This is a genomic window from Maribellus sediminis, assembly GCF_011799805.1.
In the GTDB taxonomy this organism is placed as follows: Bacteria; Bacteroidota; Bacteroidia; order Bacteroidales; family Prolixibacteraceae; genus Draconibacterium; species Draconibacterium sediminis_A.
The window spans coordinates 404,470-418,106 of the sequence record NZ_WXUB01000004.1; the positions used below are offsets into that span (position 1 = coordinate 404,470).

The window sequence follows — 13,637 nt, forward strand, 5'->3', positions numbered from 1 at the left end:
CATAGCATTGAAAAAGCAGGAGTAATCCTGCTTTTTTGTTTTTGGGCCAATAAAACCGATACCACAGGATACCGGAAAACAGCAGAATTATTTAATTTGCAGCTTGAAAATCGGAACCTGAAACTGATATGAGCAAAAAGCATTTACTGGCATTCGATCTGGGTGCATCGAGCGGAAGAGCAATCCTTGGGACATTGGAAAACGGTAAACTTGAACTGACAGAGATCCACCGTTTTAAAAATCAAATGATCCGTATTCACGGAAGTTATTACTGGAATATTTACAGCTTGTTTGAAGAGTTGAAAACTGGATTAAAAAAATGTATTCTGGAGCACCGTGTTCAGCCCGATTCCATTGGCATTGACACCTGGGGAGTGGATTATTCGCTGGTTTCGGAATCCGGTCAGCTGGTTGGACTGCCTTTTGCCTATCGCGATCACAGAACCGATAATATCATGGACGAGTTTTTTAAGATTCTGCCTAAAAAGGAAACTTACCTCTTGTCAGGCATACAGTTCATGCAGTTTAATACTTTGTTTCAATTGTATGCCTCGAAAAAGGAAAGTCATTCAAGATTAAATATTGCCAAAAGCCTTTTATTTACGCCCGATACGCTGAATTACCTGTTTACCGGCGTGAAAAAGAATGAATACACCATTGCCAGCACATCGCAAATGGTTAAACCGGGCAAGGCCGAATGGGAAGAAAAGTTGCTGAAGGCAGCCGGAATTCAGCCAAATCTTGTTGAAGAATTGGTACAGCCGGGAACGATCGTAGGAACTATTCTACCCGAAATACAGGAAGATACCGGAAGCGAGGAAATTCCCTGTATTGCGGTAGCATCGCACGACACAGCTTCTGCAATTGCATCGGTTCCGGCAAGCGGTGGAAACTGGGCTTATTTGAGTTCAGGCACCTGGTCGCTGCTAGGCATTGAAAGTCATGAACCGTTGGTTTCGGAAGAAACACTGGACATGAACTTTACCAACGAAGGCGGAGTTGACGGAACCAGTCGTTTTCTCAAAAACATTATGGGAATGTGGCTGATTCAGGAGTGCAAACGTATTTGGGACGAAGAAAAGGAGTTGCAGTGGCAGGAAGTGGTGGACATGTGTATGGAAGCCGGGCATTTCAAGTGCTTTATTAATCCCGATAACCAGGTGTTCCTGAATCCGGGGAATATGCCGAAAGCTATTCAGGAATACTGCAAAAACACGGGGCAGGCCGTTCCCGAAACCAAAGGTGAGATTGCGCGGTGCATTTACGATAGTTTGGTCTTGAAATACAAGTTCACCATTGAACAGATTGAATCGGTAACAGGTAAAAAGATCGACAAACTTCACATCATCGGTGGAGGTGCCAACAACAGCATGATGAATCAATTGACAGCCGATGCGCTTGGCATTCCGGTTTTTGCCGGGCCAACAGAAGCTACAGCAATTGGTAACCTGATGCTTCAGGCGCGTGCACTGAAAGCGGTTGATACCCTCGATGAGATCAGGCAGGTAGTTAAGAATTCGTTTGAATTAATCGAACACCAGCCAAATCCTACTCTCGACTGGAATTCAGCTTATGAAAGGTTTAAAAGGTTAGTTTGATAGTAAAAGTTGAATCCTGGAAGCAGGTAAATCAGATTATTTATTAGAACGAATTTTACGTGCTGGTTGAGTACGGAAACAGATTGTTTATACTTTGCACCGGGTTTTAACACGGTGATCATTAGAAGAATTCAAGTTTGGCTTTAGCCGTTACTATTCAGAAGCTTAATGGCTAAAGCCTCAATTCTGATAGATCTTACTTATAAACCGGGCTAAAGCCACGGTGCAAAAATCGTAAAACTCAATACAATTGTGAACTACTTTATTTTAAACTATAAAGCACTGAGAAGAAGTGCATGATGCTGCCTGCCAAAACAAACAGGTGCCAGATACCGTGTCCGTATTTCAGGTTACGCCAGGCATAAAAAATTACCCCGATGGAATAACAGGCCCCTCCGATAAATAAAAAAGCAACGCTTGATGCCGGCAGGTTATTAACCATCGGGACAATGGCAAAAACAAACATCCAGCCCATTGCCAGGTAAATTCCAACCATCAATTTCCGGAAACGGGTGAGGTAAATTGAACGAATTACAACACCTGCAATTGCCAGGCTCCAGATAATTCCAAAAAGTGTCCAGCCCAGTGCTCCTCGAATTGTAGTAAGAACAAAAGGCGTGTAAGTTCCGGCGATGAGTAAAAATATGGCGGCATGATCGAATCGAACAAAAAGGTTTTTGATCTTTTCTTTGGTAAAGCTGTGGTACAATGTCGACGAGAGGTATAACAAAACCATAGTGGCCCCAAAAATACTAAAGCTTACAATGTGCCAGGCATTTCCTTTAGTCGATGCATATACCACCAGAAGCACCAGTGCAGCGATGCTTAACAAGGTGCCGATTCCGTGTGTAATACTGTTGAAAATCTCTTCTCCCAGACTGAGTGTTCTGTATCCTTCCTGAATTCGATTCTGCCTACTCATACTCCCATTCGCTTTATATTCGAATATTTTTCAAATATATTCGAAATATTAGAGAAACTGATGATCCGAATGTTAAGTTCGCAGTAATATAAATAATAATTCAAGCTATGAATTGATATTCAGTGTGTAATGCAGTTTTTGTTGCCGTTATTTAGAATCGGCCTTATTCAGGTCCAATGATTTCGATAAACGTTCCGTCGGGATCCTGAACGAGTAAGAATTTTCTATTCTCACCGATCGTTGAAGGCGCTTCACTCAGAATTTTTACCTGATGTTCTTTTACACGTTTCAGTATTGGATTAATATGATTAACGAACAAAGTGATGTACTGCATCCCGGTATCGTCGCTCATAAAATTTTGTTTGGGATGTTTCGCCTTGGTGCCCAAACTCATCAGTTTCCATTCGCTGGCCTGGTCGCTGTTTTCGAGCTTTAAAATGGTAACATCGAGTTGATAGCTATCGGTTAATCCTAGCTTCTTGCAGCTTGCTTTATCAACCGAAAACTCGCCGGTCTTTGTCATTCCAATAACATTGGTGTAAAAATCGATCGACTTTTCAAGGTCTTCAACCACTACACCAACACTGATGGCAGAACTCGAGAATTCGCTTTGTGCAAATGCATTTAAAACTACAAGGCCGATAACAAGGGTAAAAATGAATTTTTTCATAAGGCTAAGTTTATTTGATTTACAGGTAATGTAAATATACACTTTTATGGGTAGTGGTTACTTAAGTTGTATCTTTAGAAAAAATCTAAATTCATGGATTTTCCGCGTGTTAGTAACCAAAATGTAGAGGCTCTTCTCAATCGGGAAGAAATAGTTCGACAAACAGCCGAGCAGATCATGAAAGATTTCGGAATGTTTGGTGTTGAAATCACATTCTCCGGAAACATTGATCAGGCTTATCATGAATTGCATGAGCAATTGGTTGACCAGATCAGCACACTTATTGAACGCAATTACGACTTGTTGTTATCTGTTTTGTACCAGGTTGATATTACCGATCGTGAAATGGCAAAAGCACAGGCCGAATTACCACATTATACCCACATTGAAGTAATCGCGCACCAGGTGATTGCAAGAGATTTGAAAAAGGTCTTGCTTCGTCGTTATTTTAAAATGAAGGATGCTTCCAATGGATTTAACGATAATGAATTAATGGCATAAAAAAAGCGCCTTTCGGCGCTTTCGTATCTAACTTTAAGTTTCTTATTGTCCAAAAACATATCGAATGTTGAGTCCAAAACCGCCAAAGTGAAAATCAGTTTTTTCCACAATACTTAATGCCGGTCGCCAGTCGATACTCAACGAAATTGGAATGGAATTAAAGGTATAGGCTAAACCAAGTTCACCAACAGCACCAAACCAAAACGGATCGTCGATTTGAATATACGGACCTACACCGGCGTACCAGTTAAAAGCCTCGCCACCAAGCGGGCGATAAATGAAATCCCAAAGTAAATCAACACCAACACCATTTCCGAATGATACGTCGGCGTGTAACCTGCTGAATTGGCCGGTACTAAAAATCCCGTCGATGGCAACATTACCTCCGGATACATCGCCAAAACGAACTCCTAATTCTTGTGCATTTGAAGCCAGGATACTTCCCATAACAATTGCTAATACTAGCAATCCTTTTTTCATTGTGTTTTTCATAATATCTAATTTATGTATGGATGTTTCGATTCAAGTTACAAAATTACTCACAATATGTTCACCTAAATAACACGATTTTTGTAAAAAGGTTTTTGTTGAAAAGTAATCTTTTGTGCAGTTTTTTCCTAGATGGGGCGGGCTACCATAATTCCAATTGAGCTTTTCCCTGCCTTCAAAAAATCTTCAAGTGTGCTGTCCGAAATCACAACTTTTTCGCCGGATGAGGAGGCATGCATGAGGTGAATGCGGTTGTTTTGCTTAACGAGAATGCCAACATGAGAAATGTCAAGACCTTTAATCGAAGTACATATCCCTACAATGTCGCCGGATTTTAATTGAGCCTCGTATTTTGCAACTTCGTCTTCAGGAATAAAAAACATCTCACGTTTGTTGATCTCCTTTTCTTTTGCCGAAAGCATCTGAACAAATTCTTTATTTCCTTCGAGTTGTTTGTAACTCCCCGGGTGCGTGCTCATAAAGTCAAGCTCAAGCGGGTATTTTGTGTGCCCGGCTGCTTCGGATACCTGCTTGATGAAACCTTGTTTTTCGTTTTCAAAAATCCAGTCGCTAAAATAATGTAGCCTGGATGGATAGCCATTTATTATGCCGTTACGATATCTTATTTTCCGGAGTTCAGCAGTAAAGTTTTTAAAGGAAGTTTTACCCGATTTTACACAACGGGCAATGGCAAGGCAATTCTCGGCATAAGTTGTACAATCCAAACCACGTAAATTCACCACCAGCTGTTCAGGTTCGCTTTCAAGTGTATGGGCCACGTAAGGTGTTCCCATTAAGAATTCTCCGGCAAGAACAACTAGTTCAGCGGTTGTTTTATCCGATTGCTTTTCAAGTTTATCGAAGATTTCGGTTAAAATCGCTTTGTCCTCTTCCTCGTAAATAATTGCATTTTGAGCGGTACAGGAAGCAGTCAGCAAAATTGAAAGCAGGAGGATAATCTGAAATCTCATCGGATTTTATTTTTTGTCTTTTACACGCATAAAACGGAAAAGTTTCATGATGTAATTTGGCAGCGGCCGGTGACCACGTTTTCGGAGGTCGATGTACCATCCTATTTTTTTCAGAATAGGAATTTTATGCGTTTCCACAAATTCGATAAGTGTACCCTCCGGTGCCTGTATGTAGGCAAAATTACCGGCAGCTTCGCCCATATCGAACGATTCCATTGCTTTAGCGCTGTCAACCGTAAACGGGTGGCCCATGTTTTTTGCTTTTTCACGGAAGCCATCCATCCCGTTAATGTCGAAACAAAGGTGGATAAAGCCCGGATCTCCCCAAATTCGGCCTTCGTAAATATCACGGCCTTCGTAATCAATCGCTTCAATCAGTTCGATTACCGACTGACCAAAGAACGGACTAAATGCACCGCCTTTTACATCGGAATGTTTCAGTAATACACGTCGAAATTTGTGATCGCCTCCCGGCAGTCCTTTCAGATCTTCGAAAACACCGGTTTTATCGTATACAATTTGGTCGTACTGCAGAATCTCCTGGTAAATGGGCAGACTGTCTTCCATATTCTTAACGCCGATCAAGGCACCAAGAATTCCTCCGCTTACCGATTTCTCTTTTTTACGAAATACGCTCTTCTGATTTTTGATCTCCCACATATTCCCGTAAATATCCTTCATGTAGAAATGATCGTTACCGGCAGGATCTTTTGTAACAGGAGTAAGGATGTTCAAGCCTGAATCGGTGAATGTTTTATGCGCTTTGGCAACATTCTTGGTTTTAATCTTTCCAATGTTGATTCCCAGGTCGCCCAGCTGAATTTCAAAGGGGCAGGGGACAGGTTTTTTCCCGGTGTGCTGCCAGATCTCAAAACCACCGCCACCTTGCATGTTAAGTGCCAGTACTGCGTGACGACTTCTGGGTTTACCATCGGTATGTGCCAGCATCAGTTCAGCAGTCGCTTCTTCTTCAAACATTCTGATATCCATAGAGAAATGCTCGCGGTACCATTTCCAGGCTTCGTGTACATTTTCTACGCCTACTCCAAGTTGCTGTATTCCATTGATGTGATTCGTCATCTTTAGTCCTTAATTTTGAAATTACATTGGTTTAACTCGTGATGCGAGATGGTAATATATAGCAGGAATAAACCTGCGTATATGTACCATAACTTTATCTTTCTTTCCTACAAGAATTTCTTTTTTATCCTTTTTCAACTTCTTGCAAATAATTCGGGCACAAACATCGGCCGGCATTCCATTTGCCTGGTTGTCATCTAATTTTCCGTGCGCTTTCCCTTCTTTATCAACGGCGTTCACCGAAATATTAGTATTTATAAACCCGGGAATGATCATCGAAACCTTTATGTTATTCGCCTTGTTTTCGGCCAGTAAACTCTCGAAAAAACCATGCAGTGCATGTTTCGATGCCGAATACGACGACCGGTACGGAAATCCGAATTTTCCGACCAGGCTCGACGTTGCAGCTAAATGCCCGCCACCGTTTTTAATCATTTCGGGCAGAACAAGTTTTGTTAAAGCAATCGTTCCGAAATAATTTACCTCGAAAAGCTTACGATCTACAAACAAAGGAGTTTCACTTACCAGTGCACGTTGACTGATTCCTCCAAAATTATAGAGAGCATCTGTTTTAAGACCGGATTTTTGTATTTTTTTGAAGGCAGCTTCGATTGAATCAGTGTCGCCCAGATCGAAAGGCGCAACAGTGACTTTGCAGTTATTTTGTTCGCAGTTTACTTTTACTTCGTGAAGTGCCTCCTCGTTACGGCCTGAAAGGATCAGGTGACCGGCTTCCTTTGAAAGTTCAATAGCAACCGCTTTTCCAATACCCGAAGTTGCTCCGGTGATCCATATGGTTTTCCCTTTAAATTGCATCGTATTTTTGCAGAAAGCACGAAGATAATAGAATATTTAAGGGAGGAAACAAATCAAGCTTCAAAATTTACGCGATCAGGATTGTTCCTTTTTTTCGGGGAATATTAAACTGAAGATGACTGCCAGCGAGAAGGCCAGTACATAGCTTGCCAAACGTTCCGAGATTCCAGTAGCATCAAGCAACCAGGTCTTCCAGACAACCGCTGAAATGGTTCCTGTGATCAGGCTGGCAAAAACACCGGCCCGCGAAAGACGTTTCCAGAAAATAAGCAGAACAATGGCAGGGCCAAAAGATGCCCCGATACCGCTCCAGGCATAAGAAACTAATCCGTAAACCGTGTCTTCCATGGTAATGGCCAAAATAAAGCCGACAAGACCAACGGCCAGAGTCAGGATTTTATTCAGGAAAAGCATTCTTTTTTCCTCGATTTTCTTTTTTGTAATATGCAGGTAAAAATCTTCAGTCATCGACGAAGAAACTACCATTAATTGCGACGATGCGGTTGACATCATGGCTGAAACCGCGCCGGATAAAAGAATACCGGCAAGAATTGGATTGAGCAAAGTCATTACCATAATGGGCATAATTTTTTCAGAATCGGCTGCAACACTTGAAGCTGCTTCACCCAGCAAACCTCCCTGCACCAAACGATAACCGATAATTCCGATCAGAAATGCGCCGGTATAGGCCAAAAGTGTCCAGGCGATTGCCAGCCAACGGCTTTGTTGAGTTTCCTTGTTGCTGCGCATGGCCATCATTCTGGTAAGTAATTGTGGCTGGCCGGTGTAACCAAATGCCCAGCTCAATCCGTTCAGTATCAATAATCCGCCGGTGGCTTGTTTTACGGTGCCGATATTTAGCGGAACGGTGTAATTGGCCTGTGCTATAGCTTCTGCAATGTGGATATTATTTGTGGCAGCAATTCCCAGTGCAATAATTGGGAGTGCAACGCAGGTTATTACCATTAAAACCGCCTGAAATGCGTCGGTAGCAACTACGGTTATAAAACCTCCGAGCATGGTGTACAAGGTCACGAGCGACGAGCCGATTACCATTCCCCAGAAAGGATCGATTTTGAACGTGTCGTTAAATATTTTTCCTGCTCCGCTGAACTGCGCTGCAATGTAGAGTACAAAAAAGAAAATGATGATCAGCGACGAGAGTATTCCGAAACTTCGTTGCGTTCCTTTAAATTTTGCCGAGAATAACCCGGGGACTGTCAAAGCTCCCGTTTTTTCAGTAAGTTTTTGAAGTGGCTCAGCCAGAAAGATCCAGAGGAATAAAATTCCTGAAACACAACCAAGTGCCACCCAAATAGCAGCCATTCCTTCGGCATAAGCCAGACCGGTTAGCCCGAGTAGTAACCATGCCGATTCTCCGGTAGCCCGTTCTGATAAAGCCAGTGAAAAACCTGATATTTTTTTCCCTCCGAGTACAAAATCGTCGTTGGTTTTTGAACGACGCGCCGAATAAGTAACAATTCCGATGAGAATGACGATGTAGGCAATAAAAACGGTGATCATACTTCAGTGATGGTTTTGTTGAAAGCCACTAAAGATAGAAAGAATCCGTTAGGATGCAACCCGGATCAGCCTGCCTGTTTAACAATTTTCAAAGTAATAACACGAGCCTTGGTTTGTGAAATTCGCTTATTGGTTCAGGCTTTGAAAACCTTCTCCCAAAATTTCTTTCGTATCCATTACGGTTATAAAAGCGTCGGGATCGATGGTACTAATGTATTCTTTTAAAACAGCCACCTCGCGCCGGCTAACCACTGTATAAATAATTCTCTTTTCCTCGCCGGTATACAGGCCTTCTCCGCTCAGGTATGTTCCTCCGCGATCGAGGTCACTTAAGATTTTGTTCTTAATCAGTTCATGTTGTTTTGAAATGATCAGCAGAGCTTTATTGTAATCGGCTCCCTCGAGGGTAATGTCGATAACTTTTCCAACGATATAAATGACTATCCACGAGTAGAGAGGAATGGCCCAGTCGCCAAAAGCAAACAAGCCAAACAACACGATCACTGAATCGACATAAATTATTAAGCGGCCGATTTGAATGTGGGTGTATTTTGCAATGATCATGGCAATAATATCGGAGCCACCCGAAGTAGCGCGTGATTTGAAAATAAGCCCCAGTCCGAATCCTGCCAGTACCCCGGCAAAAATTACTGATAGTAGCACATCGTTAACAAGAGGCATATCAGCCGGCACCGGACGCAAAAAGGTGATCAGGTCGGTAAATACTGCAGTCAAAACCGAGCCAAAAATGGTTTTTACGCCAAAACGTGGTCCCAGAATTTTTATTCCGGCGATGATCAATGGAATATCCAGCAAAAGCGCAAAGAATCCGATAGGAATTCCATCGGGCCAAAACGAAAATACACCTTTGGTGAGGTAGTGTACAACGATGGAAATACCGTAAACACCACCCGGCACGATTTTGTGCGGTGTTATGAAGAACACAAACGAAGCTGCCAGGATAAATGATCCGGTGATAATGAAGGCATAATCAATTAGCCATTTCTTGCTGAAAATCTTGTCTTTAGTTAAGAAAGCCATGTCGTCAGAATTTTCAGCAAAAGACTAAAAATTGTTGGATATAAAACGTGATTGTTATCAGCGAATTCGTATTGGGAGTTCAGAGTTTAAAGTTCAGGGGTCAGAGTTTTTAGTCTCAGTCTCAGTTTCCAGTCGCAGTTTCCGGAAAATTTAAGCATTACAGCATTTACGCATAAAAGCATTCCTCCGATCCTTCAATCCTTCAGCATTCCTAATCCAGAACAAAACGATAAGTGATGGTTCCCTGCTGGAATGCCGGAGCATTGTTGTTGACGTTGAATTTAGCTTTTAATGCTGCTTCTTCGGCTGCCTTGTGAAAACGTTCATCCGAAATTGTTGTTCCCGGTGCACCGGCATCAGCATTCGTTACATTACCATTTCTGTCCACTGTAATTCGCACTACTACAGTACCGGCATCGTCACCCGGGTATTTGGGTTTTGGCCAGCTACCTCTAGCCGAACGGCCGTTCAGATCATAAGAAGGACCTGTTCCCTGGTTGCCACTTCCGCTGCCGCCTTGTCCGTATTGGTTGGCATTCGGATCGCCGGTAGGTACGCCTTGGTTTCCGCCCGGAAAAGTAACTCCCTGGCTTTTTCCATCACCGCTACCGGTTCCGCCGCTGCCATTGCCACTATTGGCAAATGCTCCCTGGGTTCGCGAATTGATTTCACTTATTTTGCGTTGCTCTTCTTCGCGTTGCTTCCGCTCAGCCTCTTCACGTGCTTTCCGTTCTGCTTCGGCCTTGGCTTTTGCTTCCGCTTCGGCTTTTGCTTTTGCCTCTGCCTCCGCTTTTCTCTTCGCTTCAGCATCAGCCAGTACCTTTGCCTGAGCCTCTTCTGCCTGTTTTTTCTTTAAGGCTTCCTGTTCTTTTTTGCGTTGTTCTGCTAATTCTTCCTGCTTTTTGCGATCCGCTTCTTCCCGTTTCTTTTTTTCAGCCGCATCAATAGCCGCGGTTTTTTCGTAATCCTGGGTCATGGTCACTTCTTTGGCCGGCTCTGGTTTCGATTGCTGAGCAGGCGGAGGTGTTGTTTGAGCAGGTGGCGTTGAAGCTTTTGGCTCTTGTTTTTGTGGAGGTGAAGGAGGAGTTTGCTGTTGTTGGCGACGTGCAGGTGCCGGTTCACGATCGCCCAGACCATTGTCGGTATTGCCAAAGTTCACAAGAATACCTTCTTCACCCGGTAAAGGTAGTGGGGTGAAAAATCCAAAAATCAGTAAAAGGATCAATACGATCGCGTGAAATATGATCGTTCCGACAAGTCCTTTTTTCTTTTCGCTATAGTATTCTGTTTCCTTCATAAATATCCGCTTGCAACTATTCCGGCGATGTGGCGGCTATCATTTTATACTTATTCTTGCGGCAGATGTTCATTATTTTTACCACTTCTTCCCAATCAACCGATTTATCGGCATGCAGCGAAATATAAATGTCGTCGTTTCCAACGCCATATTTGTTTCGCAGGAAAGGCTCGATTTCGCGGAATTGAACACGTTTCAAACTTCCGTCATCGTTAATGTAATATTTCAGATCTTTTGTGATTGAAATGGTGGTGATGGGTTTGGCTGCAGTTTGATTGTTACTTTGCGGAAGCAGCAACTTCAGCGCGTTTGGCGCGATTAAAGTCGATGTCACCATAAAGAAAATCAACAATAAAAAAACAATGTCGGTCATCGACGACATGCTAAAAGCTGCATTTATTTTATTTCGTTTTTTTAATGCCATACTTCGGTTTTAAGCCGGTTCGTTCAACAGATCCATAAAATCAGAAGTGGTTGCTTCCATTTTAAACACCACTTTCTCTACATTCGACACCAGAATGTTGTAGGCAAAATAAGCTATAATACCCACTGTCAGACCGGCTACGGTAGTTACCATTGCCTGGTAGATACCGGTTGAAAGTAAGGTTACATCGATGTTGTTTCCTGCGTTCGACATGTCGTAGAAAGCCTGGATCATTCCAATTACAGTTCCAAGAAAACCGATCATTGGTGCACCCCCGGCAACCGATGCCAGAACAGGAAGTCCCTTTTCCAGTTTCTGAATTTCGAGGTTGCCAACATTCTCAATGGCAGTGTTTACATCGGCAAGTGGCCGGCCGATGCGGCTGATTCCTTTCTCAAGCATTCGCGATGCCGGATTTGAATTACTGCGGCAAAGAGCAATTGCAGCATCAATTTTATTGGAAGTGATGTACACTTTTACTTTCTCCAATAATCCCGAATCAAATTTTCCAGCCTTTTTGATGGCGAAATAACGGTCGAAGAAAATATAAACCGCTACAAAAGAAAGTAAGATAATGGGTATCATAATCCAACCACCTTTCAGGGCCAGATCAATAAATTTTGTGGAGATTCCTTCCGGTTCGTTTACCAGTGCTTCCATTTCCTGCGGAAGATCTGTCTGGATCATCAATAAGTTTAACATGTGCACTTAATATTGTTCTAATTTCTTTAATAAAAAACGAGGTATAATATCAAATATTATACCCCGCTAAAGTAAGGAATATTTTTACTGTATTTTTTTCGGCAGATTGCTTGCGCCTCTTTAGTTATGAACAATCTGTATTTGATAGACTACAGGCCAAATTCGATGTAGTAAACTGCCGCACCGGAAAGATAACCAACTAAAGCAAGCCAGCTGATTCTTTTCAGGTACCAGATGAAATCGATCTTTTCGAGACCCATAGCAGCAACACCTGCAGCAGAACCAATAATCAACATACTACCACCTGTTCCGGCAGTGTATGCCAGGAATTCCCAGAAGGCGCCATCAACCGTGAAAAAGGCATTGTAACCCGTTGAAGCTGCATCGGTAATCGGGTACATTCCCATGGCACCAGCCACCAGCGGAACATTATCTACAATTGATGAAAGTACACCGATTGCAAGGTCGATAAGGAAAATGTTACCCAATTTTTCGTCGAGGAACCGTGAAAGCAGGCTCAGGTGACCGGCCGATTGTAAAGCGGCAACAGCTGAAAGAATTCCGAGGAAAAACAGAACCGTTGGTACGTCCACACGACGAAGAATGGCAATAACTTTAAGTTTATCTCTGATTTCTTTTGGTTTATCCTTATGAATGAGTTCACCAACAACCCAGAGAATACCCAATGAAAGCAACATACCCATGTACGGAGGAAGGTGCGTCAGTGTTTTGAAAACCGGTACAAATAACAGGCCCGAGATTCCCAGAACCAGAAACAGGATTTGTTCCGTTTTTGTGGTATAATCGATGTCGTCCTCTTCAACTTCGGGGCGGGTAACATTACCCTTCATCGTAAACGAAAGAATACCAAGCGGCACAACCATACATACTAAACTTGGAAGGAATACACCTTCGATGATTCGAAGTGCGGTTACTTGTCCGCCGATCCACAACATAATTGTGGTAACATCACCAATTGGCGACCAGGCTCCACCGGCATTAGCGGCAAGAACTACCATACTGGCAAAGAACCAGCGGGTTTGTTTATCGTCGATAAGTTTGCGCAACAAAGCTACCAGAACAATAGTTGTAGTAAGGTTATCGAGAAGTGCTGACATGAAGAATGTCAGGAAGCTCAATATCCACAGCAGTTTTACCTTGTTGGTGGTCTTTATTTTATCGGTTATGATCTTGAATCCTTCGTGCTGATCAACCACTTCCACGATTGTCATCGCTCCAAGCAGGAAGAAAAGGATTTCAGAAATTTCCCCGAGGTGGTGAATAATCTCACTCTCTACAATAAATTCGTGGACCGCATGCAGACCATGCGCATCAGGGTGTTCGGCCAGAAAGTTCGACCACGACGGGCTGAAGCCCAGATGCAATATCGACTCGGCCCCGAGCATATAAACGACCCAGGTTAAAGTACCGATAATTAAAGCCGAAGCTGCTTTGTCTACTTTTAGGGGATGTTCCAGGGCAATAGCAGTATACCCCAGAATGAAAATCACAACCATTAATATAAACATGACAAAAGATGATTAAGGTTTTAGTTTAAATTTTAAGATCACAAAAATATATGTTGCAGCTGACAATAACAGG

The 13,637-nt window shown here is 42.8% G+C and carries 14 protein-coding genes; 2 read left to right on the forward strand and 12 right to left on the reverse strand.

The window, feature by feature from the left end; all coding sequences use genetic code 11:
• Positions 1–128 precede the first annotated feature (128 nt).
• Complete coding sequence (rhaB, locus tag HFD85_RS16405) at positions 129–1,598, forward strand: rhamnulokinase (protein WP_167612330.1); 1,470 nt, start codon at positions 129–131, stop codon at positions 1,596–1,598.
• A gap of 262 nt (positions 1,599–1,860) precedes the next feature.
• On the opposite strand, the gene trhA is transcribed toward rhaB, so the two are convergent.
• Both trhA and HFD85_RS16415 read right to left on the reverse strand, forming a co-directional pair.
• On the reverse strand, positions 1,861–2,520 hold the full coding sequence (trhA, locus tag HFD85_RS16410) for a PAQR family membrane homeostasis protein TrhA (protein ID WP_167612333.1): 660 nt from the start codon (positions 2,518–2,520) through the stop codon (positions 1,861–1,863).
• Between the two features lie 163 nt (positions 2,521–2,683).
• Entirely contained in the window at positions 2,684–3,190 is a 507-nt protein-coding gene (locus tag HFD85_RS16415) for a VOC family protein (RefSeq protein WP_167612336.1), read from the reverse strand.
• Positions 3,191–3,283: 93 nt separating this feature from the next.
• Here HFD85_RS16415 and HFD85_RS16420 point away from each other — a divergent pair, with 93 nt between their 5' ends.
• Complete coding sequence (locus HFD85_RS16420) at positions 3,284–3,691, forward strand: hypothetical protein (protein ID WP_167612339.1); 408 nt, start codon at positions 3,284–3,286, stop codon at positions 3,689–3,691.
• 42 nt (positions 3,692–3,733) lie between these two features.
• On the opposite strand, the gene HFD85_RS16425 is transcribed toward HFD85_RS16420, so the two are convergent.
• The 10 genes from HFD85_RS16425 to nhaD all read right to left on the reverse strand — a co-directional run bounded on the left by HFD85_RS16425 (position 3,734) and on the right by nhaD (position 13,564).
• Entirely contained in the window at positions 3,734–4,183 is a 450-nt protein-coding gene (locus HFD85_RS16425) for a hypothetical protein (RefSeq protein WP_206082001.1), read from the reverse strand.
• A 125-nt stretch (positions 4,184–4,308) separates the two neighbouring features.
• Entirely contained in the window at positions 4,309–5,151 is an 843-nt protein-coding gene (locus HFD85_RS16430; protein WP_167612342.1) for an N-acetylmuramoyl-L-alanine amidase-like domain-containing protein, read from the reverse strand.
• A gap of 6 nt (positions 5,152–5,157) precedes the next feature.
• The gene (locus tag HFD85_RS16435) at positions 5,158–6,231 is read right to left on the reverse strand and encodes a VOC family protein (protein ID WP_167612344.1); all 1,074 of its coding nucleotides are present in this window, start codon (positions 6,229–6,231) and stop codon (positions 5,158–5,160) included.
• Between the two features lie 21 nt (positions 6,232–6,252).
• A complete protein-coding gene (locus tag HFD85_RS16440) occupies positions 6,253–7,047 on the reverse strand; it encodes an SDR family NAD(P)-dependent oxidoreductase (protein ID WP_167612347.1) in 795 nt (264 codons plus the stop codon).
• Between the two features lie 75 nt (positions 7,048–7,122).
• A complete protein-coding gene (locus tag HFD85_RS16445; RefSeq protein WP_167612350.1) occupies positions 7,123–8,571 on the reverse strand; it encodes a sodium/proline symporter in 1,449 nt (482 codons plus the stop codon).
• Positions 8,572–8,697: 126 nt separating this feature from the next.
• The gene (locus tag HFD85_RS16450) at positions 8,698–9,612 is read right to left on the reverse strand and encodes a YitT family protein (RefSeq protein WP_167612353.1); all 915 of its coding nucleotides are present in this window, start codon (positions 9,610–9,612) and stop codon (positions 8,698–8,700) included.
• 211 nt (positions 9,613–9,823) lie between these two features.
• The gene (gene tolA, locus HFD85_RS16455; RefSeq protein WP_167612356.1) at positions 9,824–10,909 is read right to left on the reverse strand and encodes a cell envelope integrity protein TolA; all 1,086 of its coding nucleotides are present in this window, start codon (positions 10,907–10,909) and stop codon (positions 9,824–9,826) included.
• Positions 10,910–10,925: 16 nt separating this feature from the next.
• Entirely contained in the window at positions 10,926–11,333 is a 408-nt protein-coding gene (locus tag HFD85_RS16460) for an ExbD/TolR family protein (RefSeq protein WP_167612359.1), read from the reverse strand.
• Positions 11,334–11,342: 9 nt separating this feature from the next.
• Positions 11,343–12,020, reverse strand: coding sequence for a MotA/TolQ/ExbB proton channel family protein (locus HFD85_RS16465; protein ID WP_277345461.1), 678 nt, complete (start codon positions 12,018–12,020; stop codon positions 11,343–11,345).
• Between the two features lie 164 nt (positions 12,021–12,184).
• Complete coding sequence (gene nhaD, locus HFD85_RS16470) at positions 12,185–13,564, reverse strand: sodium:proton antiporter NhaD (RefSeq protein WP_167612366.1); 1,380 nt, start codon at positions 13,562–13,564, stop codon at positions 12,185–12,187.
• Between the last annotated feature and the right edge of the window lie 73 nt (positions 13,565–13,637).

Excerpts from the sequence above, each read along its gene's own strand:
- HFD85_RS16450 (WP_167612353.1), bottom strand. The coding sequence starts at position 9,612 with ATGGCTTTCTTAACTAAAGACAAGATTTTCAGCAAGAAATGGCTAATT.
- HFD85_RS16415 (WP_167612336.1), bottom strand. The coding sequence starts at position 3,190 with ATGAAAAAATTCATTTTTACCCTTGTTATCGGCCTTGTAGTTTTAAAT.
- nhaD (WP_167612366.1), bottom strand. The coding sequence starts at position 13,564 with ATGTTTATATTAATGGTTGTGATTTTCATTCTGGGGTATACTGCTATT.
- HFD85_RS16435 (WP_167612344.1), bottom strand. The coding sequence starts at position 6,231 with ATGACGAATCACATCAATGGAATACAGCAACTTGGAGTAGGCGTAGAA.
- HFD85_RS16465 (WP_277345461.1), bottom strand. The coding sequence starts at position 12,020 with ATGATCCAGACAGATCTTCCGCAGGAAATGGAAGCACTGGTAAACGAA.
- HFD85_RS16420 (WP_167612339.1), top strand. The coding sequence starts at position 3,284 with ATGGATTTTCCGCGTGTTAGTAACCAAAATGTAGAGGCTCTTCTCAAT.
- HFD85_RS16445 (WP_167612350.1), bottom strand. The coding sequence starts at position 8,571 with ATGATCACCGTTTTTATTGCCTACATCGTCATTCTCATCGGAATTGTT.
- trhA (WP_167612333.1), bottom strand. The coding sequence starts at position 2,520 with ATGAGTAGGCAGAATCGAATTCAGGAAGGATACAGAACACTCAGTCTG.
- HFD85_RS16425 (WP_206082001.1), bottom strand. The coding sequence starts at position 4,183 with ATGAAAAACACAATGAAAAAAGGATTGCTAGTATTAGCAATTGTTATG.
- HFD85_RS16460 (WP_167612359.1), bottom strand. The coding sequence starts at position 11,333 with ATGGCATTAAAAAAACGAAATAAAATAAATGCAGCTTTTAGCATGTCG.
- HFD85_RS16430 (WP_167612342.1), bottom strand. The coding sequence starts at position 5,151 with ATGAGATTTCAGATTATCCTCCTGCTTTCAATTTTGCTGACTGCTTCC.
- rhaB (WP_167612330.1), top strand. The coding sequence starts at position 129 with ATGAGCAAAAAGCATTTACTGGCATTCGATCTGGGTGCATCGAGCGGA.
- HFD85_RS16440 (WP_167612347.1), bottom strand. The coding sequence starts at position 7,047 with ATGCAATTTAAAGGGAAAACCATATGGATCACCGGAGCAACTTCGGGT.
- tolA (WP_167612356.1), bottom strand. The coding sequence starts at position 10,909 with ATGAAGGAAACAGAATACTATAGCGAAAAGAAAAAAGGACTTGTCGGA.